The sequence below is a fragment of the Streptomyces sp. WAC00040 genome (assembly GCF_056835925.1).
The window spans coordinates 706,349-726,511 of sequence record NZ_JAKQZE010000001.1 but is presented as its reverse complement, the minus strand read 5'-3'; the positions used below and the strand labels follow the sequence as shown (position 1 = coordinate 726,511).

Genomic DNA, 20,163 nt, shown 5'->3' with positions numbered 1-20,163 from the left:
GGTCAAAGCGTGATCGGCCGTCGCCCTCTAGCGGGCGGCGGCCGATCGTGTTTAGGTGCGTCTGACCGAGGTTCTTATTGACAGTGACTCACGGGGGAGTGGTTCCGCATGCCCGGCGGAGGTTTTTGCAAGTTGCCAGGCGGTAGCGTCGTCGTCGCGATCAGCCTGCCGAGCCCGGCCGGGGGCGGTGCCACGGTCCGCTTCCTGGTCCACGCGGCTAACCGTGCGAGGGCGCTGACGCGGCTGCGGAACCTGGGCTTCAGGGCGGTGTACCTGCGGGGGAACACGGCACCGCCGACGCCGGACGAGATCACGGCGGTGCTCCACCACCCTGACGGTCTGCTGTGGCGTTCCGACCAGACAGCGGGCGCGGAACTCTGGCACCCGGCCCGAGCCCTCCTGCGCCCGGCCCGCCCGGCGTAGGGGCAGGCCCGGCGGCGGAGCCGCACATCGGTACAGAGGAAGCAGGCGGGACCGCGTCACACCACCGGCTTGCCCGACAGGTCGACGCCCGCCTCCCGCATCTCCTCCACCGCCCGCGCCGTCGAGTCCGCCGACACCCCCGCCGTCAGCCCGAGCAGCACATTCGTCCGGAAGCCCTCCCGCGCGGCGTCCAGCGCGGTCGCCCGCACACAGTGGTCGGTCGCGATGCCGACGATGTCCACCTCGGTGACGTCGCGGGCGCGCAGCCACTCCGCCAAGGCCGTGCCGTTCTCGTCAGCCCCCTCGAAGCCGCTGTACGCCGCCGCGTACGCGCCCTTGTCGAAGACCGCGGAGACCGCGCCGGAGGCGACGGCCGGCGCGAAGTTCGGGTGGAATCCGACGCCCTCCGTGCCGGCCACGCAGTGCGGCGGCCACGAGCGGACGAAGTCCGGGTGGTCGGAGAAGTGGTCGCCCGGTTCGACGTGGTGGTCGCGCGTGGCGACCACGTGGCGGTAGCCGGGCTGGGCGTTGCCGATCAGCTCGGTGATGGCGGCCGCGACATCGGCACCTCCCGCCACGGCGAGGCTGCCGCCCTCGCAGAAGTCGTTCTGAACGTCGACGACGATCAAGGCGCGGTGCATGGCGGGTGTCCTTCGGTGGGAGAGGGCGGACTGCGGACTGCGGACGGAAGGGGGGCGGACGGGCCGCACACGACCGCCGGCGCACACGACCGGCGGCGAACAGAACTACTGAGCGTAGACACTCGCCACGCCGTGCGGGAGGGGGTTCCGGCCCGCGCGGCGGGTCGTCGTGCTCCCTGCCCCTTCACGGGTGGTTCATTCCGGCCTGCTCACACGTACTCGGTCGGGATGACCGCCTCACCGCGCGACAGCTGGATCGCCGACATCGGCAGGCCCGCCCGTGCAGCGGCGTGCCGGGCGCGGGCCGCGTCCAGCGGCTCGCGGGCGACGACGTCGCCGCCCTTGACCAGCTCCACCAGCAGCTGCTGCTCCGCGAGCTCCGCGGGCACGTCGCCGACGCCGACGACCTCGGCCTCCGCGATCCCGTCGGCGTCGAGACGGCGCGCGGCCCACTTGCGGCCGCCGACCGACATCTTGCCGCCCAGGGACTTCTTGGCGACGGGCTCGAGCGGCGCGGCGATGTTCGCGGACCGGGCGCGGGCGACGAGCTTGTACACCATCGAGCAGGTGGGGTGGCCGCTGCCGGTGACCAGCTGGGTGCCGACGCCGTAGGCGTCGACCGGTGCGGCGGCCAGGGAGGCGATCGCGTATTCGTCGAGGTCCGAGGTGACCACGATCTTGGTGTCGACGGCCCCGAGTTCGTCCAGCTGCTGGCGCACCCGGTGCGCGACGAGCAACAGGTCACCGGAGTCGATGCGGACGGCGCCGAGTTCGGGACCGGCGATGTCGACGGCCGTGCGGACGGCCTCGGTCACGTCGTAGGTGTCGACGAGCAGCGTCGTACCCCGTCCGAGTGAGTCGATCTGCGCCTGGAACGCGCCGCGCTCGCTGTCGTGCAGCAGGGTGAAGGCGTGCGCGCTGGTGCCCACGGTCGGGATGGCGTAACGGAAGCCGGCCGCGAGGTCCGACGTGGAGTCGAAGCCGCCGACGTAAGCCGCGCGTGCCGCGGCGACCGCCGACAGCTCGTGGGTGCGGCGCGCGCCCATCTCGATGAGCCGGCGTCCGCCCGCGGCGGCCGACATCCGGGAGGCGGCGGCCGCGATCGCGGAGTCGTGGTTGAGGATCGAGAGGATCACCGTCTCCAGCAGCACGCATTCGGCGAAGGTGCCCTCCACCCGGACGATCGGCGAACCGGGGAAGTACACCTCGCCCTCGGGGTAGCCCCAGATGTCGCCGCTGAAGCGGTAGCGGGCGAGCCACTCGAGTGTGGGCTCGTCGACGATGTGCTGTTCGCGCAGGAAGCCGAGGACGCCCGCATCGAAGCGGAAGTTCTCCACGGCGTCCAGGACGCGGCCGGTCCCGGCCACCACGCCGTAGCGGCGGCCCTCCGGCAGGCGTCGGGTGAAGACCTCGAAGACGGAACGCCGCTCGGCCGTGCCGGCCTTCAGCGCCGCCTGCAGCATCGTGAACTCGTACTGATCGGTGAAGAGCGCGGTCGACGGCACGTCCACCGGCAGCCCAAGGTCTGCTGTGTTCATGACGGTGATGCTAGCGCACATCTCGTCAATCTGACGAGATGTCCTTCCGGCGGGGCCGGGGGGCGTTTGTGCGATACGGCCTCCCGGGTGGCAGCATGGGTTGAGTGACGATGCCCGCAGAGATCGAACGAACCGAGTCGGCGGAGGAGGCGCACGCCGTCCCCGAGCCCGATGTGCCCTGGGTGACGCTGGTGCACAACGACCCGGTCAATCTGATGAGCTACGTCACCTACGTCTTCCAGGCCTATTTCGGCTACTCGAAGGACAAGGCGCACAAGCTGATGCTCGACGTCCATCACAAGGGGCGCGCCGTCGTCTCCAGCGGTACCCGCGAGGAGATGGAGCGTGACGTGCAGGCGATGCACGGATACGGACTCTGGGCCACGCTCACCCAGGACCGCGGCTGATGAGCTCTCACTTCGAGCCGCTCGACGGCGGCGGGGCCGCGGTGGCCCTGGACGAGGTGGAGATCGCGATCCTGCGCTCCCTCGCGGTTCAGCTCCTCGAACTCATCGGTCCCGGTGACGAGCCCGCCGAGGGGGCGGACCCGCTGGCGGCCCTTTTCACGGAGGGGCCGAGCGAGCCGCCGTCCGATCCCGCGCTCGCGCGCCTGTTCCCGGAGGCGTACGCCGATCCGGAGGCGGGGACGCCCGACGAGGAGCTGAGGGCCGCCTCCTCCGAGTTCCGGCGATTCACCGAGAACGACCTGCGCAACCGCAAGCGGGAGGACGCCCTCGCTGTCGTGCGCAGCCTCGACGCCCTCACCCCGGCGGGTGACGGTGGCGCCGTCCTGAAGCTGGCGGCCGACGACTGCCTGCACTGGCTCGGCGCCCTCAACGACCTGCGGCTGACCATCGGCACCCGTCTGGACGTAGGTGACGAGGACGACAACGAGGACCTCTACCGCCTCCCGGACTCCGACCCGCGCAAGCCGATGGTCATGGCGTACCTGTGGCTCGGAGCGCTGCAGGAGACGCTCGTCGAGACGCTGATGCCCTGAGCGCTCCGTTCGCTCAACGGACTCTCAAATCCGCATAACGATCCCGTCAAACGGGTCGTCACCGTTCCTCATGGGGCGGGTTGTTTGTCCGTATTTCCCTGTGGCGTGCGCCACTCTCCGGCCAGTGGATCACTGTTGCCGTCGTGATAGACCTTCACGACCGCTCGGGGAACGCCACCCCTGTCCCCCGAGTGCGCCCCGTCCGGCCGATCGCCGGAGGCACTCCATCCACATCCGGGGGGATCAGGACCTGATCCGCGGCCGCTCGACGCAGCGGGAGCGGATCGGCATGGAGAAAGGCGCATCACCATGACCTCGGTGCAGGTCGACAATCACGCCGGCGACGAGGCCGGGGGCAACACCTCTCAAGAGGGCTACGAGCGCGGACTCGGCAGCCGTCAGGTCCAGATGATCGCCATCGGCGGTGCCATCGGCGTGGGCCTCTTCATGGGAGCCGGCGCGAACATCGCCAAGGCCGGACCCAGCATCATCCTGATGTACGCCCTCGCGGGCGTCGTCATCTTCTTCATCATGCGAGCACTCGGTGAGCTGCTCCTGTACCGGCCCGTCTCCGGCTCCTTCGCCGAGTACGCGCGCGAGTTCCTCGGCCCGTTCTTCGGCTATGTCACCGGCTGGACGTACTGGCTGATGTGGATAGTCACGGGCATGGCCGAGCTCACCGCGGCGGCCATCTATGTGCACTTCTGGTTCCCCGAGATCCCTCAATGGGTCAGCGCACTGGTCTTCCTGGTGGTGCTCTTCGGCGTCAACCTGATCTCGGTGAAGATCTTCGGCGAGGTCGAGTTCTGGTTCTCGATGGTCAAGGTCACCGCGATCATCGGCATGATCGTGATCGGTCTCGGCGTCCTCACCCTCGGCTTCTCCGACGCCGGTGACACGGCCTCCGTCTCCAACCTCTGGTCCCACGACGGAATCTTCCCCAACGGCATCGGCTCCAGCCTGATGACCCTGCAGGGCGTCATGTTCGCCTACCTCGCCGTCGAGCTCGTCGGCGTGACGGCCGGAGAGTCGGAGGACCCGGAGAAGACCCTCCCGAAGGCGATCAACACGCTGCCCTGGCGCATCATCATCTTCTACGTCGGCGCCCTGGTCGTGATCCTCTCCGTCGTCAAGTGGACCGAGTTCTCCGCGGGCCAGAGCCCCTTCGTGCACGCCTTCGAGAAGATCGGCATCCCGCTCGCCGCGGGCATCGTCAACTTCGTGGTGCTCACCGCGGCCCTGTCGTCCTGCAACTCGGGCATGTACTCCACCGGCCGGATGCTGCGCGACCTCGCCTCCAACGGCGAAGCCCCCCAGGCGCTCGGGAAGCTCAACCGCCGCCGCACCCCGGCGATCGGCATCGCGGTCTCCGTCACCCTCATGGGCATCGGCGTGGTCCTCAACTACATCGTCCCGGAGAAGGCCTTCGGGTACGTGGTGTCCGTCGCCACCGCGGCCGGCATCTGGACCTGGATGATGATCCTCGTCAGCCACATCCGCTACCGCTCGGCCGTGGACGCCGGACGGCTGAGCGCCTCGTCCTTCCCGGCTCCGGGCGGCGCCCTCTTCAGCTGGGTCGCCCTGCTCTTCCTCATCGGCGTGACCGGCATGGTCGCCTTCGACGAGGCGGGCCGGATCTCCCTGTACGTCGCCGCCGTCTGGGCCCTGGGCCTCGCCGTCGGCTGGCAGGTGCTGAAGCGGAACAACCCGCGTGTCGTCGAGCGAGCGGCGCAGCGGGAGTACGCGGCGAAGTCCGACTGACGGCGGCGCCGTCCACCGCCCGTCTCAACTGATGGCCTCCGGATCTCGGATCCGGAGGCCGTCTGCCTATCCTGTGGCCCATGCTGACCATCACCCAGGCCCTCTTCGACCAGATCGTCGCCCACGCCCGTGAGGACCACCCGGACGAGGCCTGCGGCGTCGTCGCCGGACCGGAGGGCTCCGGCCGTCCCGAGCGCTTCATCCCGATGCTGAACGCGGCCCGTTCGCCCACCTTTTACGAGTTCGACTCGGGCGATCTGCTCAAGCTCTACCGCGAGCTGGACGACCGGGACGAGGAGCCCGTGATCATCTACCACTCGCATACCGCGACCGAGGCGTACCCCTCCCGCACCGACGTCAGCTACGCCAACGAACCCGGCGCCCACTACGTCCTGGTCTCCACGGCGGACACCGACGACGCAGGGCCCTTCCAGTTCCGCTCGTTCCGCATCGTGGACGGCGAGATCGCCGAAGAGGACGTGAAGGTCGTGGAGGCCTACTGAGCCTCCGCCGCGGCGCCCGACGAGCCGGTCCCGCCACGCCGCGCATCCCCGGCGCACAGCGGGACGAACCCCTTCCAAGGCGCCCCGGTCCGCATTCCGAGCGCAAAGCGTCCATCATGCGAGATCACACTCCGGGGGGCGGACCGGGAATCGATACGATGAGCGCATGGTTCCCCATGACGTGAGCGACAAGACGCCGAGCACTCTGCTGCTCGTGGCGCGGCTGCACGTCGATCTGTGCCGCCTCGCCAGCGCGATGTGTACGGCAGCGCCCTGTCGTTCCTACGGCACAGCCTGACGGAACAGCGCAGTCCAGCCACACCCCCTCGCGCGGGGGCCACAGCCGCGCGCCCCTACGCCACCTTCCACCACAGGAGCCCACGTCATGGCCATCGAGGTCCGCATTCCCACCATCCTCCGCACCTACACCGGCGGCGCCAAGGCCGTCGAGGGCAACGGGGACACCCTCGCCGAGCTCCTCGCCGACCTTGAGTCCCGTCACAACGGCATCCAGGAGCGCATCGTCGAGGGCGACCAGCTGCGCCGCTTCGTGAACGTCTACCTGAACGACGAGGACGTCCGCTTCCTCGACGGCATCTCCACCAAGCTCGCCGACGGCGACAGCGTCACGATTCTGCCGGCCGTCGCCGGCGGCATGGTCTGATCGCTGATGCGATACGACTCCCCGCTCGCGGCCGTGGGCAACACGCCGCTGGTCCGGCTCCCGCGGCTGTCGCCGTCCGACGACGTCCGGATCTGGGCCAAGCTCGAGGACCGCAACCCCACCGGCTCGATCAAGGACCGCCCTGCGCTCCACATGGTCGAGCAGGCGGAGAAGGACGGCCGCCTCACCCCGGGCTGCACCATCCTCGAACCCACCAGCGGCAACACCGGCATCTCGCTGGCGATGGCGGCCAAGCTCAAGGGCTACAGCATCGTCTGCGTCATGCCGGAGAACACCTCGCAGGAACGGCGTGACCTCCTGAGGATGTGGGGCGCCGAGATCATCCCGTCCCCCGCGGCCGGCGGCTCCAACACCGCTGTACGCGTCGCCAAGGAGCTCGCCGAGCAGAACCCGTCCTGGGTGATGCTCTACCAGTACGGAAACCCGGACAACGCCGGCGCCCACTACGCCACCACCGGCCCGGAGATTCTCGCCGACCTGCCGTCCGTCACCCACTTCGTCGCGGGCCTCGGCACCACCGGCACCCTCATGGGCGTCGGGCGCTACCTGCGCGAGAACAAGCCCGACGTCAAGATCGTGGCCGCGGAACCGCGCTACGACGACCTCGTGTACGGCCTGCGCAACCTCGACGAGGGCTTCGTCCCCGAGCTGTACGACGCGTCCGTGCTGACCACCCGCTTCTCGGTCGGCTCGGCGGACGCGGTCACCCGCACCCGCGAACTCCTCCAGCAGGAGGGCATTTTCGCGGGCGTCTCCACAGGCGCGGCACTGCACGCCGCCATCGGCGTCGGGAAGAAGGCCGTCAAGGCCGGCGAGTCCGCCGACATCGTGTTCGTGGTCGCCGACGGCGGCTGGAAGTACCTCTCGACGGGCGTCTACACCGCGGAGACGACGGAAGCGGCGATCGAGACACTCCAGGGCCAGCTCTGGGCATGACCCGGTCGAGGTCCGCCGAAGACGCGCAGCGCTGAACACCCGAAGACCGTGAGCGGTCACAACTTCATACGAACCAGGCGATGTCACCCCCCGTCCCCGGCCCGGGACGGGGGGTGACGTTACCCACAACACGGGGCGGCTGAGGAGCGACCGGCCGTTTCGCGCCTTACGCTCGACGCACCGCACGACCTTCCCCCAGCCCTCCCCGTCAACGGAGGTTCCAGCTCCATGAAGCTCACCGTCGTCGGCTGCTCCGGGTCGTTCCCGTCCGCGGAATCGGCCTGCTCGAGCTACCTCGTAGAGGCCGACGGCTTCCGGCTGCTCCTCGACATGGGCAACGGCGCCCTCGGAGAGTTGCAGCGCCACTGTGGTCTCTACGATCTCGACGCCATCTTCCTCAGCCACCTTCACGCGGACCACTGCATCGATATGTGCGGGTACTTCGTCGCCCGCTACTACCGCCACGACGGCGGCCGCTGCGCACCCATCCCGGTCCACGGCCCCGAGGGCACAGAACAGCGTCTGACCACGGCCTACGCCGACACGCCTTCCGCCTCCTCCATGAGCGAGGTGTTCGACTTCCAGACCCTGAAGCCGGGTCACTTCGAGATCGGCCCCTTCTCCGTCTTCACGGAGCGACTCGCGCATCCCGTCGAGGCGTACGGCATCCGGCTGGAGCACGGCGGCAGGACGCTGACGTACTCGGGCGACACCGGTGTGTGCGACGCGCTCGACGACCTCGCCGCGGGCGCGGACCTCTTCCTGTGCGAGGCGTCCTTCACGCACGGCAAGGAGGACATCCCGGACCTGCACCTCAACGGCCGGGAGGCCGGGGCCTACGCCCGGCGCGCCGACGCGGGCCGGCTGGTCCTGACCCACATCCCGCCGTGGACGGACCCCGGGCAGACGCTGCGCGACGCCCGGGCCGTGTACGACGGCCCGACGGAGGTCGCCCGTCCCGGCGCGGTCTACGAGATCTGACGCCCGGCCGGCCCACCGGGCGAGGCCGGAGCAAAGGCGAAGGCCCCTGCCCTCCCGACGGAGGACAGGGGCCTTGGCCTTGGTGACGCGAGGACTACTTCGCCTCGGCCTTCTGCAGCTCGGCGAGCTCCTCGTCGGACTCGCGGCCCGGCGTGGGGAGATTGAACTTGGTGATCGCGAAGCGGAACACCACGTAGTAGACCGCCGCGAAGCAGAGGCCGACCAGGGCCAGGCCCCACGGGTTGGACGCGATACCGAGGTTGAGCAGGAAGTCGATCGCGCCGGCGGAGAAGCCGAAGCCGTCCTTCATCCCGAGCGCCCAGGTCAGCGCCATGGAGACACCCGTCAGCACGGCGTGGATCGCGTACAGCACCGGCGCGATGAACATGAAGGTGAACTCGATCGGCTCGGTCACACCGGTGACGAACGAGGTCAGCGCGAGGGAGAACATCATGCCGCCGACGACCTTGCGGCGCTCCGGGCGGGCGCAGTGCACGATCGCGAGGCAGGCCGCCGGGAGGGCGAACATCATGATCGGGAAGAAGCCGGTCATGAACTGTCCGGCCGTCGGGTCGCCGGCGAGGAAGCGGGCGATGTCGCCGCTCTTGCCCTCGTAGGAGCCGGCCTGGAGCCACGGGAACGAGTTCAGCAGGTGGTGCATGCCGACGGGGATCAGGGCCCGGTTGGCGACACCGAAGATGCCCGCGCCGACCGCGCCGGAGCCGACCAGCCACTCACCGAGGTTGTGCAGACCGGCGCCGAGCCAGGGCCAGATGAGGCCGAAGACGATGCCGATGACCAGACCCGCGAAGGCGGAGAGGATCGGGACCAGGCGCCGGCCGCCGAAGAAGCCCGCCCAGTCGGGCAGCTTGGTGCGGTAGAAGCGCTGGTACAGCAGGGCGACGACGATGCCCATGACGACACCGCCGAGGACACCGGCGTTGACCGGCGCCTCGTTCATGACGATCTTGCCGTCGGCGACGGCGGCGACCTTCGGCAGGTTGCTGTCCGTGAACTGGGCCAGCACGCTCTTGAAGACCAGGTAGCCGGTCACGGCCGCGAGCGCGGTCGAACCGTCGGACTTCTTCGCGAAGCCGATGGCGATGCCGACGGCGAACAGCAGCGGCATGTTGTCGAGCAGAGCGCCACCACCGGCCGCCATGTAACCGGCGATCTTGGTGATGAACCCGGGGAACGACTCCTTGCCGAGCATGTCTGCCTGACCGAAGCGCACCAGGAGCGCGGCGGCGGGCAGCACTGCTACGGGCAGCATCAGGCTGCGGCCGATGCGCTGCATGACAGCCATCACGCCTGCGCCCGTCTTCTTCTTGTCCGCCTCTGGGGCGGCGCTGGCCGTGGACATCAACTTCCTCCAGTGGGCAAGGCGCCGCCGGAGGACAGGACTACGGGGAGGGCGGCGTCTCAGAAAGGGGAATGCGGCCTGTGGTCTGGACCGCATGGTCTACACCACTGAGTGGTGTAGACCTGTTGTAGCACGGTGAGGGTTAGATAAGGAACCTGCGAATTTTTCGGACCCGATAACGATCCGGTCAATGCGTTCAAAAGGTCTCCGGGAGCCCGGCTCCCGGAGACCTTCCCTGCCTGGTCGGCGGCCTCTACCTGGTCGCCTCCCGCTCCATCTCCTGCTGGATCTCCTCCGGCTCGCGCCCAGGTGTAGGAATGTTGAACAAAGTGATCGACAGCCGGAAGACCACGTAGTAGACCACCGCGAACCCCGCGCCGATCGGAAGGATCAGCCACGGCTTCGTATCCAGGTGCCAGTTGACGACGTAGTCGATCAGGCCCGCGGAGAAGCTGAAGCCCGCGTGCACCCCCAGCGCCCAGGTGATCGCCATCGACGCCCCGGTCAGCAGGGCATGCAGCCCGTACAGCAGCGGCGCCACGAACATGAACGAGAACTCGATCGGCTCGGTCACGCCCGTCACGAACGACGTCAGGCCGACCGAGAACATCAGGCCGCCCACCCGCTTGCGGTGCTCCGGCCGGGCGCAGTGGGTGATCGCCAGGGCGGCCGCCGGGAGACCGAACATCATGATCGGGAAGAAGCCGGACATGAACAGACCCGCGTCGGGGTCCCTCGCGAAGAAGCGGGTCAGGTCGCCCTGCACCACCGTGCCGTCCTCGCCCTGGTACTCACCCGCCTGGAACCAGAAGAACGTGTTCAGGAACTGGTGCATACCGACCGGGATCAGCAGACGGTTCGCGACGCCGAAGATGCCCGCGCCCCAGGCCCTGAGGTCGATCAGCCGCTTCGAGAAGGCCGTCAGCGCGTCGCCCACCGGGTCCCACAGCAGACCGAACAGCACACCCAGCACACAGCAGACGAACGCCATGATGATCGGGACGAGCCGGCGCCCGTTGAAGAAGCCCAGCCAGTCCACCAGTCGGGTGCGGTGGTACCGCTGCCAGATGACGGCCGTCAGCAGACCGATCACGATGCCGCCGAGCACCCCCGGGTTCTGCGGGGTGCCGTCCGGCATCGCCTCCGTCACCGTGCCGTCGACCGGGAAGGCCCGCAGGACGTTGTAGTACACGAGGAAGCCCGCCACCGCCGCGAGGGCGGTCGAACCGTCGGCCTTCTTCGCGAAGCCGATCGCGACGCCGATGCAGAACAACAGGGGCAGGCCCAGGCTGCCGTCGAGGATGCCGCCCCCACCCTTGATCAGGACCTCCGCGGTCCGATCCCAGAACGGGCCGTCCAACGAGGCGTCGAACAGGTTGCCGAGGCTGACCAGCAGGCCCGCCGCAGGCAGCACGGCGACCGGGAGCTGCAGGCTGCGGCCGACCTTCTGAAGTCCTTGGAAGAGCCCGTTCCACCATTTCCGCCGCGGCGCTGCCGCGCTCTCGGTGCTCATCGGCTTCCTCCCGGAACAGGCCTGGTTTGGCAGCTGTTGCAGACTGGTGTAGACCAGTCGCGGTACGGTCCTGGGGCCCGGTCGCGAGACAGGGCACCGGTGATCGTCATCTTTGGATACAAGACGGTTACTCGCCCGTGAAGATGGGCCAACCGTGCGTTACCGTGACAACCCGGACCTACGGTGGGCCGAGGCGGTGGGCCCGACGCTCAACGCTCCGAACGCAGGGAGAAAGACATGGCCAGCAAGGCTGAGAAGATCGTCGCCGGGCTCGGCGGAATCAACAACATCGAGGAGATCGAAGGCTGCATCACTCGCCTCCGTACCGAGGTCGCGGACCCCAGCCTTGTCGACGAAGCCGCCCTCAAGGCCGCCGGCGCCCACGGCGTCGTCAAGATGGGCACCGCCGTCCAGGTCGTCATCGGCACCGACGCCGACCCGATCGCCGCCGACATCGAAGACATGATGTGACCTGAGCGGACACCGACGCACGAGGGGCCTGATTCCGACCGAGCGGAACAGGCCCCTCACCCATCTGCCGATAGGCTCGGCCCATGTCTCGCATCGACGGCCGCACCCCCGAACAGCTCCGCCCCGTCACCATCGAACGCGGATGGAGCAAGCACGCCGAGGGCTCCGTCCTCATCTCCTTCGGAGACACCAAGGTCTTCTGCACCGCCTCCTTCACCGAAGGCGTCCCCCGCTGGCGCAAGGGCAGCGGCGAAGGCTGGGTCACCTCCGAGTACTCCATGCTCCCCCGCTCCACCAACACACGCGGCGACCGCGAATCCGTACGCGGCAAGATCGGCGGCCGCACCCACGAGATCAGCCGCCTCATCGGCCGCTCCCTGCGCGCCGTCATCGACTACAAAGCACTCGGCGAGAACACCGTCGTCCTCGACTGCGACGTCCTCCAGGCCGACGGCGGCACCCGCACCGCCGCCATCACCGGCGCCTACGTCGCCCTCGCCGACGCCATCGCCTGGGCCCAGACCAAAAAGATCGTCAAGCCCGGCCGCAAGCCCCTCACCGGCACCGTCGCCGCCGTCAGCGTCGGCATCGTCGACGGCACCCCCCTCCTCGACCTCTGCTACGAGGAGGACGTCCGCGCCGAGACCGACATGAACGTGGTCTGCACCGGCGACGGCCGCTTCGTCGAGGTCCAGGGCACCGCCGAGGCCGAGCCCTTCGACCGCAAGGAGCTCAACGCACTCCTCGACCTCGCCACCGGAGGCTGCGCAGACCTCGCCGCCCTCCAGGCCGAGACCCTCGGACAGAGCGCCCAGTAGCCCTGCCGAAAGACGCGATTCCTGCCCGCCAGGACACCCGCGGACAGAAACCGCCAGGTAAAGAAGCAACCAAGAAGCCCATACGGGGCGTCGTAGTCGATACGGGCGCACGGGCCGAACCGTGCGCCCGTCCGTATCCGGGGAGGACCGTCAGAATGTCTGCGCGCCGCCGCATCGCACTCACCATCGCCGCCGCTGCCCTCATCGTGCCCGCAGCCACCGGCTGCAGCGCCCTCGACAAGGCACTCGACTGCGTCGAGACGGCCGACGCCATCGCCACCAGCGTCAACAAGCTCCAAGAAGCCGTCTCCAGCGCGACCGAGGACCCCACCAAGGCCCGCGAGGCACTCGACGACATAGACCGCGAACTCGACAGCCTCGGCGACAAGACCGACAACGCCGACCTCACCAAGGCCGTCGACGACCTCGGCACCGGCGTCGACAACGTCCGCAAGTCCATAGAGAACGGCGACGCCACCCCCGACATCACCCCCGTCACCGACGCGGCCACCGAGATCGGCAAGGTCTGCACCCCCGGGTGACCCCGATAATCGGGGCATGACCCGACTGATCCTCGCCACACGCAACGCCGGAAAGATCACCGAACTCAGGGCCATCCTCGCCGACGCGGGCCTCACCCACGAACTCGTCGGCGCGGACGCCTACCCGGAGATCCCGGACGTCAAGGAGACCGGCGTCACCTTCGCCGAGAACGCCCTCCTCAAGGCGCACGCCCTCGCCAAGGCCACCGGCCTGCCCGCCGTCGCCGACGACTCCGGCCTCTGCGTCGACGTCCTCGGCGGCGCGCCCGGCATCTTCTCCGCGAGGTGGGCCGGCCGCCACGGCGACGATCAGGCGAACCTCGAACTGCTCCTCGCGCAACTCCTCGACATCGACACCCCCCACCGCGGCGCCCACTTCGCCTGCGCGGCCGCCCTCGCGCTCCCCGACGGCACGGAACGCGTCGTGGAAGGCCGCCTCCGGGGCACCCTCCGCCGCTCCCCGCACGGCACGAACGGCTTCGGCTACGACCCGATCCTCCAGCCGGAGGGCGAAAGCCGTACCTGCGCGGAACTGACCCCGGACGAGAAGAACGCGATCAGCCACCGCGGCAAGGCGTTCCGGGCGCTGGTGCCGGTGGTGAAGGAACTGCTGGGCTGAGCCGGCGCACGACGAGGGCCCGGATCGCGACCTGCGCGAAACCGGGCCCTCGCAACCAGTGCGCCCGGTCGGATTCGAACCGACAAACACGACCACCTAAAGATCGCCGCTCAGCCCTTGGCGTACGGGCGCGTGCACCGCGCCACTACTGTACTGGGCGAGGCCCACGTCGTTGAGCTGAACCTGCCTACCGTGTTCGCTTCTGTCCACCTCGGCACCAAGTGCTGGTAATGGCATGGCAGTTGGGGCACAGTAGCCTCAGGTTTTCCCGTCGGTCGTCGGTGTGGTCGCCGTTGATGTGATCGACCTCCAGCGTCATCGGCCGACCGAGCCACACAGGGCCGGTCCCGCACTCGTCGCACAACTCGGGAACGTCGATCTCGTGCAGGGCGCGACGCAGTAAAGCGGTCTTCGTGCGCCCCACGTGCCGCTTGACCAGTAACTCTTCCGCCGTCTTGGCCGCCTTGCTCGGTCTGGCTCTCCGATGTGCCTGCCCGAGGAAGTGCGAGGTGTCGATTTCGTACTCGTCGACCAACCGACGGAACAGGGCACGCAGCCTTGTGTTGTCGGGGCGTTGCAGGACACGCAGCGCACCAGCGACAGAGGTCGACTCGGCGACGGCGGCCTGCATCTCCTCTGCTCCGGGGGCGTGCAGGGCCCCGTGAGGCCCGCGACGCGGTCGTGGGAAGTGCGACACATCGATGCCGTAGTACGCGAAACGCCTGATCAGATGGCGCTGCAGATTCTTGTACGGCCGGGTGCCGAGAAAGGCGATCACCTCGTCGATGTCGGCGCAGGTTCCGGCGGCCTCGGCGAGCACCTCGCGCGTGTACCGACGAGCCCCGCTCATGTTCCCGCCCCGGCTCGGGGGGCGGTCTTCCGCCGGATCTTTGCCCTGCCACGATACGTGTCGGTCGCCGAGTGGCAGTTCGGGCACAAGAGGCGAAGGTTCTCCAGCCTGTTGTTCCGCCAGTCCCCGTTCACATGATCCACTTCCAGCGACAGAATGCGCCCTCGCCACAGAGGCTCGGTGCCGCAGAGCGCGCAGCGTTCACGGACTCCGAGCGCAACCATCGCCCGTCGCAGACGCTCGCCCGGTACACGGCGTGCGTCGACGGGATCCTGGACCGAGAGCAGTGTCTGTGGCGTCCGGCGCGATCGGCTTTCTCCTGCGCGATCGGGTCGGGTGAAGTGTGACGTGTCAATGCCAAGGGCTCTGACACGGCGGCTGATGTGCGTGTGATGGCCGCCCACCACTTCGAGGCCGAGCCGCCTCAGTACTCCGCACATGGTTGTTGACGCGGCGACAGCGGGCTCCAGAACAACCTTGGTCCACCGGACGCCCTCCCGCTCGAAGTGCGATGTGTCTACGTGCATCCGCCGCATGCGCCCGAGGATGTAGCGCCGCGTCGGGCTCTTCGGATCCACTCCCAGCTTCATCAGCGCCTCGCTCAGTGTCAGTGACGATCTCGCCGCCTCGGTCAGGCGCTCCCGGGTGTACGGACTCTCCGGCATCGTCCCCTCCGTCCCGGCCGCGTGTTCGCGGTCCCGTACGGAGTAACGAACCGTTTATCGGACAGTTACTGCCGATAAACGGAACGTCCCGCCCCGATTGCCGGGGCGGGCCGCTCCTTGTGAACCGGTCAGAACTTCGGCTCCGGGGTCGCCGCCGGAACCATGTCGGCGGCCTCCTTCGTGCTCACCGACGGGGGCGAGCCGTACAGGGGCTTCTGGGCCGTCTCCTTCATGCACGCCACCGCGATCACGCTCCGTCGCGCCCGGCGCAAAGCGAAGCCCCACGCGAATGGGACTTCGGTCACATCGGTGCGCTCGGCCGGAAAGGACGCGGAAGGGGACGAGGCCCCGGCTCAGATGCCGAGGTCCTTGATGATCTTGGCGACATGGCCGGTCGCCTTGACGTTGTACAGGGCGCGCTCGACCTTGCCCTCCTCGTCGACGACGACGGTGGAGCGGATCACGCCGGTCACCGTCTTGCCGTAGAGCTTCTTCTCGCCGAATGCGCCGTATGCCTCAAGTACCTCCTTGGAGGGGTCGCCGACGAGCGTGACCTTGAGGGACTCCTTCTCGCGGAACTTGGCCAGCTTCTCGGGCTTGTCCGGCGACACGCCGATGACGTCGTAGCCGGCGCCGGCCAGCACTTCGAGGTTGTCGGTGAAGTCGCAGGCCTGCTTGGTGCAGCCTGGTGTGAGCGCGGCGGGGTAGAAGTACACGATCACCTTGCGGCCCTTGTGGTCCGCGAGCGAGACCTCGTTGCCGTCGGCGTCGGGAAGGGTGAAGGCGGGGGCGGTGTCGCCGGGCTGGAGTCGCTCGCTCATGGTTCTCCTCGGTGTGCTTCGGGGCGTACGGCGTCGAGCGTAATGGGGGTGCCGTCGGGTGCGGTGGCGAGTGAGCTGACAGACTGTCGACGAAGGATTACCGGACACGACCACGGAGGCAGCGCGGTGTCGGATGCCAGGACCCCTGCGCAGATCGAGGCGGACATCGTCCGCAGGCGCGAGCGGCTCGCCGAGACGCTCGACGAGATCGGTGTGCGTGTGCACCCGAAGACGGTCATCGGTGACGCGAAGGCCAAGGTCGCCTCGACGGTGGACCGGACGGCGGGGCGTGCTTTCGTCGCGGTGAACCGGTCCGTCTCGGACGTTAAGGCGCAGTTCGTGTCCGACGACGGGTCGCCGAGGCTGGAGCGGCTGGTGCCTGTCGCGCTGGTGGCGGTCGGTCTGGTGGGTCTGCTCGCCGTGTCGGCGCGCAGGCGCCGTTTGTGACCCTGGGAGCCCTGGGGGTGTCCGTGGCAGGTAGGTTCGTCGCGTGAGCGCCAAGAGTCATGAGCACAGTCCCCAGCACGACAAGCTCCCCATCCGGATGCTGCACGACCGTGTGCTGGTGAGGACCGACATTCCGGAGGGTGAGCGGCGTTCCACCGGCGGCATCGTCATCCCGGCGACCGCCGCGGTGGGACGGCGTCTGTCCTGGGCCGAGGTGGTCGCGGTCGGGCAGAGCGTGCGGACGGTGGAGCCCGGGGACCGGGTGCTGTACGACCCGGAGGACCGGGCGGAGGTCGAGGTGCGCGGGGTTGCGTACGCGTTGATGCGGGAGCGGGATCTGCACGCGGTGGCGGCCGACCGTTTCCAGGGCTCGGAGGATTCGACGGGGCTGTATCTGTAGCGCGGGTACGCGGGCTGTCCCGGGGGCGGCGGCAGTCAGGGCCGGTGGCGGAGGTCACCGGCCCTTTCGTCTGCCCTGGGGGCGTCTTTGCTACGTTGGAGGGACCCCGACGAGACGCGCCGTACCGGGTAGGAAAAGACGACGCACCCCGTTGTTGTTCGCGTTGTTCCGCGTCTCGGAGGTGCCGTCATGGCCTGGGTCCTGCTTGTTGTCGCCGGTCTGCTCGAGGTGGGCTGGTCGATCGGTATGAAGTTCACCGAGGGTTTCACCAGGTTGTGGCCGAGTGTGTTCACCGGTGCGGGGATCGTCGCGAGCATGCTGTTGCTGTCGTATGCGGCGAAGTCACTGCCGATCGGCACGGCCTACGGGGTGTGGGTGGGGATCGGTGCGGCCGGTGCGGCCGTGGTCGGCATGCTGGTGCTGGACGAGCCGGTGACCGCTGCCCGGATCTTCTTCGTGTGTCTGCTGCTGGTCGCGGTGGTCGGTCTCAAGGCGACCTCGGGGCACTGAGCCGCTGAGGGCTGCCGGGTGCCCCGAGGCCGCGGGTTCGCCTTGCCTGCGGCTTCAGTGGGGTCGGGCGGCCGGTCCGGTGGGGCCGGCCGGCGGTGTCGCCGGGCCGGGTGGGCCGGGTGGGGCAGGCGGGGCCGGTGCGGTGGGTGCTGCCGGTGCGGTGGGCGCTACGGGTGCGGTGGGGCTGCCGGCCCCGTTCGGTGTGCGGGGGGTCCGCCCGGAGGGTCCCGCGGGGCCGGTGCCGGGTCCCTCGCCGACTCCGGGCCGGCTGCCCGCGCCGCCGCCTCCGTAGGGGCCGCCGTCGCGGCCGATGCCGGCCTGCTCGCCGGGGTCGCGGGGCCGGTAGGGGTCTTCGGGGTTGCCGGACTCCGGGCTCCGGGGGTCGCGCTGTCCCGGCGGCGGCTCGTTCGAGCCGGGTGCGAGACGCAGGTCGAAGCCCTGGACGGGGGTGCCTTCGAGGGCTGCTGCCGTGTACTGGCCCCAGATCTGGGCGGGGGCGCCGCCGCCGTTGATGCGGGACATGCCCAGTGCTCCGTACAGCGGTGTCTGGGCGCCGGTCTTCGGGTTCTGTCCCATGACGGCGACGACGGTGGCCAGTTCGGGGGTGTAGCCGGCGAACCAGGCGGCCCGGTCCTCCTCCGCGGTGCCGGTCTTGCCGGCGGCGGGGCGGCCGGCCGACTGGGCGGCGGAGCCGGTGCCGCCGTCGACGACGCCGCGCAGGACGGCGGTGGTGGTGTCGGCGGCCTCGCGGCTGACGGCCTGTTCGCTGCGCGGTTCGGGGAGCGGCACCTCGGCGCCGTTCTTGGTGATGCTCTCGACGAGTGTGTAGTGGGTGTGTTTGCCGTGGTTGGCGAGGGTGGCGTAGGCGCCTGCCATGTCGAGGACGCTCGCGGTGGCGGGGCCGAGGGCGATGGAGGGGGAGGGGCTGAGGTCGGGGGTGGTCCTGGGGATGCCGAGGGCGATGGCGGTGTTCATGACGCGGGAGGGGCCGACGTCGACCGCCATCTGCGCGAAGACGGCGTTGACGGATTCGTCGGCGGCCCTGCGGACGGGGATGGGGCCGTAGGAGACGTCGTCCTCGTTCTCGGGGGCGTAGCGTGCGCCGCTCCAGCCCTGGACGGGGCGTTTGCTGTCGCCGACGTAGACGGTGTTGGGGTTGATGGGGTGGCCGTCCTGGGTGGTGGCGCGGTTCTCCACGGCGGCGGCGATGACGAACGGTTTGAAGGTGGAGCCGACCTGGTAGTCGCGGCGGGTGGCGTTGTTGACGAACTGTTTGGTGTAGTCGATCCCGCCGTACATGGCGACGACCTTGCCTGTGGCCGGTTCGACGGAGACGCCGCCGACGCGGACGTTGCGGTCGGCCTCGCGTTCGCTGTCGAGTGCCGAGTTCACCTGTTCGTCGACGGCGGCGGAGAGCGCTTCCTGCTTTCCGCGCTGGAGTGTGGTGGTGATCCGGTGGCCGCCGGTGGCGAGTGTCTTCTCGTCGATGATGCCGCGTGCCGCGAGGTAGTCCTTCACGGCCTGGACGATGTAGCCGCCCTGCCCGGAGAGTCCGCTGACGGGCTTCGCCCGTTCCGGCATCGGGAAGGTCAGGTCCGTCCGGTGCGCTGCGCTGAGCCACTTCTCCTTCACCATGCCGCCGAGGACGTACTTCCAGCGGGCGAGCGCCGCCTGCTTGTTCTCGGGGTAGGTGGCGACGTCGTAGGCGTTGGGGGCGTTGAGGAGGGAGGCGAGGTAGGCGCCCTGTGCGATGTCGAGGTCCTCGACGTCCTTGCCGTAGTAGGCGTGCGCGGCGGCCTGGATGCCGTAGGCGTTGCGGCCGAAGTAGCTGGTGTTGAGGTAGCCCTCGAGGATCTCGTTCTTGCTCTGGTTGCGGCCGAGCTTGATCGCGATGAAGAACTCCTTCACCTTGCGGGTGATGGTCTGTTCCTGGCCGAGGTAGTAGTTCTTGACGTACTGCTGTGTGATGGTGGAGCCGGACTGTTTGCCCTTGCCGGTGACTGTGTTCCAGGCGGCGCGCACCATGGCCATCGGGTCGATGGCGGGGGCGCTGTAGAAGTCGCGGTCCTCGGCGGCGAGTACGGCGTGCCGGACGGGGAGGGGGATCTTGTCGAGGGAGACGTTCTCGCGGTTGACGTCGCCGTCGCGGGCGATGTGGGTGCCGTCCTCGTAGAGGTAGACGTTGGTCTGGGCGGTGGCCGCGGCGTTGGCGGGCGGGATGTCGACGAGCAGGTAGCCGGTGACGAGGCCGCCGATGACGAGCAGTGAGGCGAAGAGCAGGGCGCCGAGTGTGACGCGCCAGGTGGGGACGGCGCGCCGCCAGCCGGTGCGCTTGGGGCGGGATGCGCGGCCCTTCTTCTTGCGGGCGTTCAAGGCGCCGGTCGCCGTCGCTCCGGCCTGTTCCTTGTGCGGGGAGGAGGCCGGCCCGTCGGGTTCCTCCCCGCTGTCGGGGGCCTCGCCCGCGGGGGCGGCCTTTCCCGTGGCGGGTTCCTCGTCGTCGGCGCGTGCCTCGTCCGCTTCGGGGGTCTCGTCCTCCCCCAGGGCCTGGTCCGGGTCGTCGGGACCGGCCTCCGTGCCGTGCCGCCTGTCCGTGTCGGGCGGGTCGGCTGCCGTCGCGTCCCGGGGTGTCCAGCCCTGCTGCTGCGGCTCGTCGCTCATGGCACACATACTGCACTT

The 20,163-nt window shown here is 69.1% G+C and carries 24 protein-coding genes, 1 tRNA gene and 1 riboswitch; of the genes, 16 read left to right on the top strand and 9 right to left on the bottom strand.

The window, feature by feature from the left end; translation table 11 throughout:
* Positions 1-108: 108 nt before the first annotated feature.
* Positions 109-423, top strand: a complete 315-nt coding sequence (locus MDN94_RS03355) for a hypothetical protein (protein ID WP_482724488.1) — start codon at positions 109-111, stop codon at positions 421-423.
* 56 nt (positions 424-479) lie between these two features.
* On the opposite strand, the gene MDN94_RS03350 is transcribed toward MDN94_RS03355, so the two are convergent.
* Together MDN94_RS03350 and MDN94_RS03345 are read right to left on the bottom strand one after the other, a co-directional pair.
* Positions 480-1,064 carry an isochorismatase family protein gene (locus MDN94_RS03350; RefSeq protein WP_482724487.1) on the bottom strand — a complete coding sequence of 195 codons (585 nt, stop codon included), beginning with the start codon at positions 1,062-1,064 and terminating at the stop codon, positions 480-482.
* A gap of 209 nt (positions 1,065-1,273) precedes the next feature.
* A complete protein-coding gene (locus tag MDN94_RS03345) occupies positions 1,274-2,602 on the bottom strand; it encodes a nicotinate phosphoribosyltransferase (RefSeq protein WP_482724486.1) in 1,329 nt (442 codons plus the stop codon).
* Between the two features lie 110 nt (positions 2,603-2,712).
* Between MDN94_RS03345 and clpS the strand changes: the two genes are divergently transcribed.
* The 8 genes from clpS to MDN94_RS03305 all read left to right on the top strand — a co-directional run bounded on the left by clpS (position 2,713) and on the right by MDN94_RS03305 (position 8,468).
* Positions 2,713-3,009, top strand: a complete 297-nt coding sequence (gene clpS, locus MDN94_RS03340) for an ATP-dependent Clp protease adapter ClpS (protein WP_482726989.1) — start codon at positions 2,713-2,715, stop codon at positions 3,007-3,009.
* Complete coding sequence (locus MDN94_RS03335) at positions 3,009-3,602, top strand: DUF2017 domain-containing protein (RefSeq protein ID WP_482724485.1); 594 nt, start codon at positions 3,009-3,011, stop codon at positions 3,600-3,602. The genes clpS and MDN94_RS03335 overlap by 1 nt, the downstream gene beginning before the upstream one ends.
* A 309-nt stretch (positions 3,603-3,911) precedes the next feature.
* Positions 3,912-5,363, top strand: coding sequence for an amino acid permease (locus MDN94_RS03330; RefSeq protein WP_482724484.1), 1,452 nt, complete (start codon positions 3,912-3,914; stop codon positions 5,361-5,363).
* 80 nt (positions 5,364-5,443) lie between these two features.
* Positions 5,444-5,866: a M67 family metallopeptidase gene (locus MDN94_RS03325; RefSeq protein WP_482724483.1), complete on the top strand. Its 423-nt coding sequence runs from the start codon at positions 5,444-5,446 to the stop codon at positions 5,864-5,866.
* Between the two features lie 166 nt (positions 5,867-6,032).
* Positions 6,033-6,164 carry a putative leader peptide gene (locus tag MDN94_RS03320; RefSeq protein WP_482724482.1) on the top strand — a complete coding sequence of 44 codons (132 nt, stop codon included), beginning with the start codon at positions 6,033-6,035 and terminating at the stop codon, positions 6,162-6,164.
* Positions 6,165-6,251: 87 nt separating this feature from the next.
* Positions 6,252-6,530, top strand: a complete 279-nt coding sequence (locus MDN94_RS03315) for a MoaD/ThiS family protein (RefSeq protein WP_441265506.1) — start codon at positions 6,252-6,254, stop codon at positions 6,528-6,530.
* Positions 6,531-6,536: 6 nt separating this feature from the next.
* The gene (locus tag MDN94_RS03310; RefSeq protein WP_482724481.1) at positions 6,537-7,487 is read left to right on the top strand and encodes a PLP-dependent cysteine synthase family protein; all 951 of its coding nucleotides are present in this window, start codon (positions 6,537-6,539) and stop codon (positions 7,485-7,487) included.
* Between the two features lie 228 nt (positions 7,488-7,715).
* The gene (locus tag MDN94_RS03305; protein WP_482724480.1) at positions 7,716-8,468 is read left to right on the top strand and encodes an MBL fold metallo-hydrolase; all 753 of its coding nucleotides are present in this window, start codon (positions 7,716-7,718) and stop codon (positions 8,466-8,468) included.
* A 94-nt stretch (positions 8,469-8,562) separates the two neighbouring features.
* Here the strand turns inward: MDN94_RS03305 and MDN94_RS03300 are convergent, their stop codons facing one another.
* Entirely contained in the window at positions 8,563-9,831 is a 1,269-nt protein-coding gene (locus MDN94_RS03300) for a PTS transporter subunit EIIC (RefSeq protein WP_482724479.1), read from the bottom strand.
* A 253-nt stretch (positions 9,832-10,084) separates the two neighbouring features.
* On the bottom strand, positions 10,085-11,344 hold the full coding sequence (locus MDN94_RS03295; RefSeq protein ID WP_482724478.1) for a PTS transporter subunit EIIC: 1,260 nt from the start codon (positions 11,342-11,344) through the stop codon (positions 10,085-10,087).
* A 183-nt stretch (positions 11,345-11,527) separates the two neighbouring features.
* Here MDN94_RS03295 and MDN94_RS03290 point away from each other — a divergent pair, with 183 nt between their 5' ends.
* From MDN94_RS03290 to rdgB, 4 genes are all read left to right on the top strand, one after another.
* Entirely contained in the window at positions 11,528-11,815 is a 288-nt protein-coding gene (locus MDN94_RS03290) for a PTS sugar transporter subunit IIB (RefSeq protein WP_482724477.1), read from the top strand.
* Positions 11,816-11,898: 83 nt separating this feature from the next.
* On the top strand, positions 11,899-12,633 hold the full coding sequence (gene rph / locus MDN94_RS03285) for a ribonuclease PH (RefSeq protein ID WP_482724476.1): 735 nt from the start codon (positions 11,899-11,901) through the stop codon (positions 12,631-12,633).
* A gap of 155 nt (positions 12,634-12,788) precedes the next feature.
* Positions 12,789-13,175, top strand: a complete 387-nt coding sequence (locus tag MDN94_RS03280) for a hypothetical protein (protein WP_441265512.1) — start codon at positions 12,789-12,791, stop codon at positions 13,173-13,175.
* 16 nt (positions 13,176-13,191) lie between these two features.
* Positions 13,192-13,794: an RdgB/HAM1 family non-canonical purine NTP pyrophosphatase gene (gene rdgB / locus MDN94_RS03275; RefSeq protein ID WP_482724475.1), complete on the top strand. Its 603-nt coding sequence runs from the start codon at positions 13,192-13,194 to the stop codon at positions 13,792-13,794.
* A 59-nt stretch (positions 13,795-13,853) separates the two neighbouring features.
* Here rdgB and MDN94_RS03270 read toward each other — a convergent pair.
* The 4 genes from MDN94_RS03270 to bcp all read right to left on the bottom strand — a co-directional run bounded on the left by MDN94_RS03270 (position 13,854) and on the right by bcp (position 16,130).
* A tRNA-Leu gene (locus tag MDN94_RS03270) sits at positions 13,854-13,926 on the bottom strand.
* 55 nt (positions 13,927-13,981) lie between these two features.
* A complete protein-coding gene (locus tag MDN94_RS03265; RefSeq protein ID WP_482724474.1) occupies positions 13,982-14,644 on the bottom strand; it encodes an HNH endonuclease in 663 nt (220 codons plus the stop codon).
* The gene (locus MDN94_RS03260; RefSeq protein WP_482724473.1) at positions 14,641-15,309 is read right to left on the bottom strand and encodes an HNH endonuclease signature motif containing protein; all 669 of its coding nucleotides are present in this window, start codon (positions 15,307-15,309) and stop codon (positions 14,641-14,643) included. The genes MDN94_RS03265 and MDN94_RS03260 overlap by 4 nt, the downstream gene beginning before the upstream one ends.
* Before the next feature lie 353 nt (positions 15,310-15,662).
* Positions 15,663-16,130 (bottom strand): thioredoxin-dependent thiol peroxidase, encoded by a 468-nt coding sequence (bcp, locus tag MDN94_RS03255; protein WP_482724472.1) that lies wholly within the window; start codon positions 16,128-16,130, stop codon positions 15,663-15,665.
* Between the two features lie 126 nt (positions 16,131-16,256).
* Here bcp and MDN94_RS03250 point away from each other — a divergent pair, with 126 nt between their 5' ends.
* The 3 genes from MDN94_RS03250 to MDN94_RS03240 all read left to right on the top strand — a co-directional run bounded on the left by MDN94_RS03250 (position 16,257) and on the right by MDN94_RS03240 (position 17,487).
* The gene (locus MDN94_RS03250) at positions 16,257-16,577 is read left to right on the top strand and encodes a DUF3618 domain-containing protein (RefSeq protein WP_441265516.1); all 321 of its coding nucleotides are present in this window, start codon (positions 16,257-16,259) and stop codon (positions 16,575-16,577) included.
* 43 nt (positions 16,578-16,620) lie between these two features.
* Positions 16,621-16,977, top strand: coding sequence for a GroES family chaperonin (locus MDN94_RS03245; protein ID WP_005317038.1), 357 nt, complete (start codon positions 16,621-16,623; stop codon positions 16,975-16,977).
* 80 nt (positions 16,978-17,057) lie between these two features.
* A riboswitch (guanidine-III (ykkC-III) riboswitch) is annotated at positions 17,058-17,125 on the top strand.
* 41 nt (positions 17,126-17,166) lie between these two features.
* Positions 17,167-17,487: a DMT family transporter gene (locus tag MDN94_RS03240; protein WP_159691667.1), complete on the top strand. Its 321-nt coding sequence runs from the start codon at positions 17,167-17,169 to the stop codon at positions 17,485-17,487.
* A 54-nt stretch (positions 17,488-17,541) separates the two neighbouring features.
* On the opposite strand, the gene MDN94_RS03235 is transcribed toward MDN94_RS03240, so the two are convergent.
* Positions 17,542-20,145: a transglycosylase domain-containing protein gene (locus tag MDN94_RS03235; protein ID WP_482724471.1), complete on the bottom strand. Its 2,604-nt coding sequence runs from the start codon at positions 20,143-20,145 to the stop codon at positions 17,542-17,544.
* Between the last annotated feature and the right edge of the window lie 18 nt (positions 20,146-20,163).

Coding starts and splice junctions, on each gene's coding strand:
- MDN94_RS03235 (WP_482724471.1), bottom strand. CDS start 20,145: ATGAGCGACGAGCCGCAGCAGCAGGGCTGGACACCCCGGGACGCGACG.
- MDN94_RS03355 (WP_482724488.1), top strand. CDS start 109: ATGCCCGGCGGAGGTTTTTGCAAGTTGCCAGGCGGTAGCGTCGTCGTC.
- MDN94_RS03300 (WP_482724479.1), bottom strand. CDS start 9,831: ATGTCCACGGCCAGCGCCGCCCCAGAGGCGGACAAGAAGAAGACGGGC.
- MDN94_RS03280 (WP_441265512.1), top strand. CDS start 12,789: ATGTCTGCGCGCCGCCGCATCGCACTCACCATCGCCGCCGCTGCCCTC.
- MDN94_RS03330 (WP_482724484.1), top strand. CDS start 3,912: ATGACCTCGGTGCAGGTCGACAATCACGCCGGCGACGAGGCCGGGGGC.
- bcp (WP_482724472.1), bottom strand. CDS start 16,130: ATGAGCGAGCGACTCCAGCCCGGCGACACCGCCCCCGCCTTCACCCTT.
- MDN94_RS03335 (WP_482724485.1), top strand. CDS start 3,009: ATGAGCTCTCACTTCGAGCCGCTCGACGGCGGCGGGGCCGCGGTGGCC.
- clpS (WP_482726989.1), top strand. CDS start 2,713: ATGCCCGCAGAGATCGAACGAACCGAGTCGGCGGAGGAGGCGCACGCC.
- MDN94_RS03315 (WP_441265506.1), top strand. CDS start 6,252: ATGGCCATCGAGGTCCGCATTCCCACCATCCTCCGCACCTACACCGGC.
- rph (WP_482724476.1), top strand. CDS start 11,899: ATGTCTCGCATCGACGGCCGCACCCCCGAACAGCTCCGCCCCGTCACC.
- MDN94_RS03265 (WP_482724474.1), bottom strand. CDS start 14,644: ATGAGCGGGGCTCGTCGGTACACGCGCGAGGTGCTCGCCGAGGCCGCC.
- MDN94_RS03305 (WP_482724480.1), top strand. CDS start 7,716: ATGAAGCTCACCGTCGTCGGCTGCTCCGGGTCGTTCCCGTCCGCGGAA.
- MDN94_RS03295 (WP_482724478.1), bottom strand. CDS start 11,344: ATGAGCACCGAGAGCGCGGCAGCGCCGCGGCGGAAATGGTGGAACGGG.
- rdgB (WP_482724475.1), top strand. CDS start 13,192: ATGACCCGACTGATCCTCGCCACACGCAACGCCGGAAAGATCACCGAA.
- MDN94_RS03260 (WP_482724473.1), bottom strand. CDS start 15,309: ATGCCGGAGAGTCCGTACACCCGGGAGCGCCTGACCGAGGCGGCGAGA.
- MDN94_RS03240 (WP_159691667.1), top strand. CDS start 17,167: ATGGCCTGGGTCCTGCTTGTTGTCGCCGGTCTGCTCGAGGTGGGCTGG.
- MDN94_RS03345 (WP_482724486.1), bottom strand. CDS start 2,602: ATGAACACAGCAGACCTTGGGCTGCCGGTGGACGTGCCGTCGACCGCG.
- MDN94_RS03310 (WP_482724481.1), top strand. CDS start 6,537: ATGCGATACGACTCCCCGCTCGCGGCCGTGGGCAACACGCCGCTGGTC.
- MDN94_RS03350 (WP_482724487.1), bottom strand. CDS start 1,064: ATGCACCGCGCCTTGATCGTCGTCGACGTTCAGAACGACTTCTGCGAG.
- MDN94_RS03325 (WP_482724483.1), top strand. CDS start 5,444: ATGCTGACCATCACCCAGGCCCTCTTCGACCAGATCGTCGCCCACGCC.
- MDN94_RS03320 (WP_482724482.1), top strand. CDS start 6,033: ATGGTTCCCCATGACGTGAGCGACAAGACGCCGAGCACTCTGCTGCTC.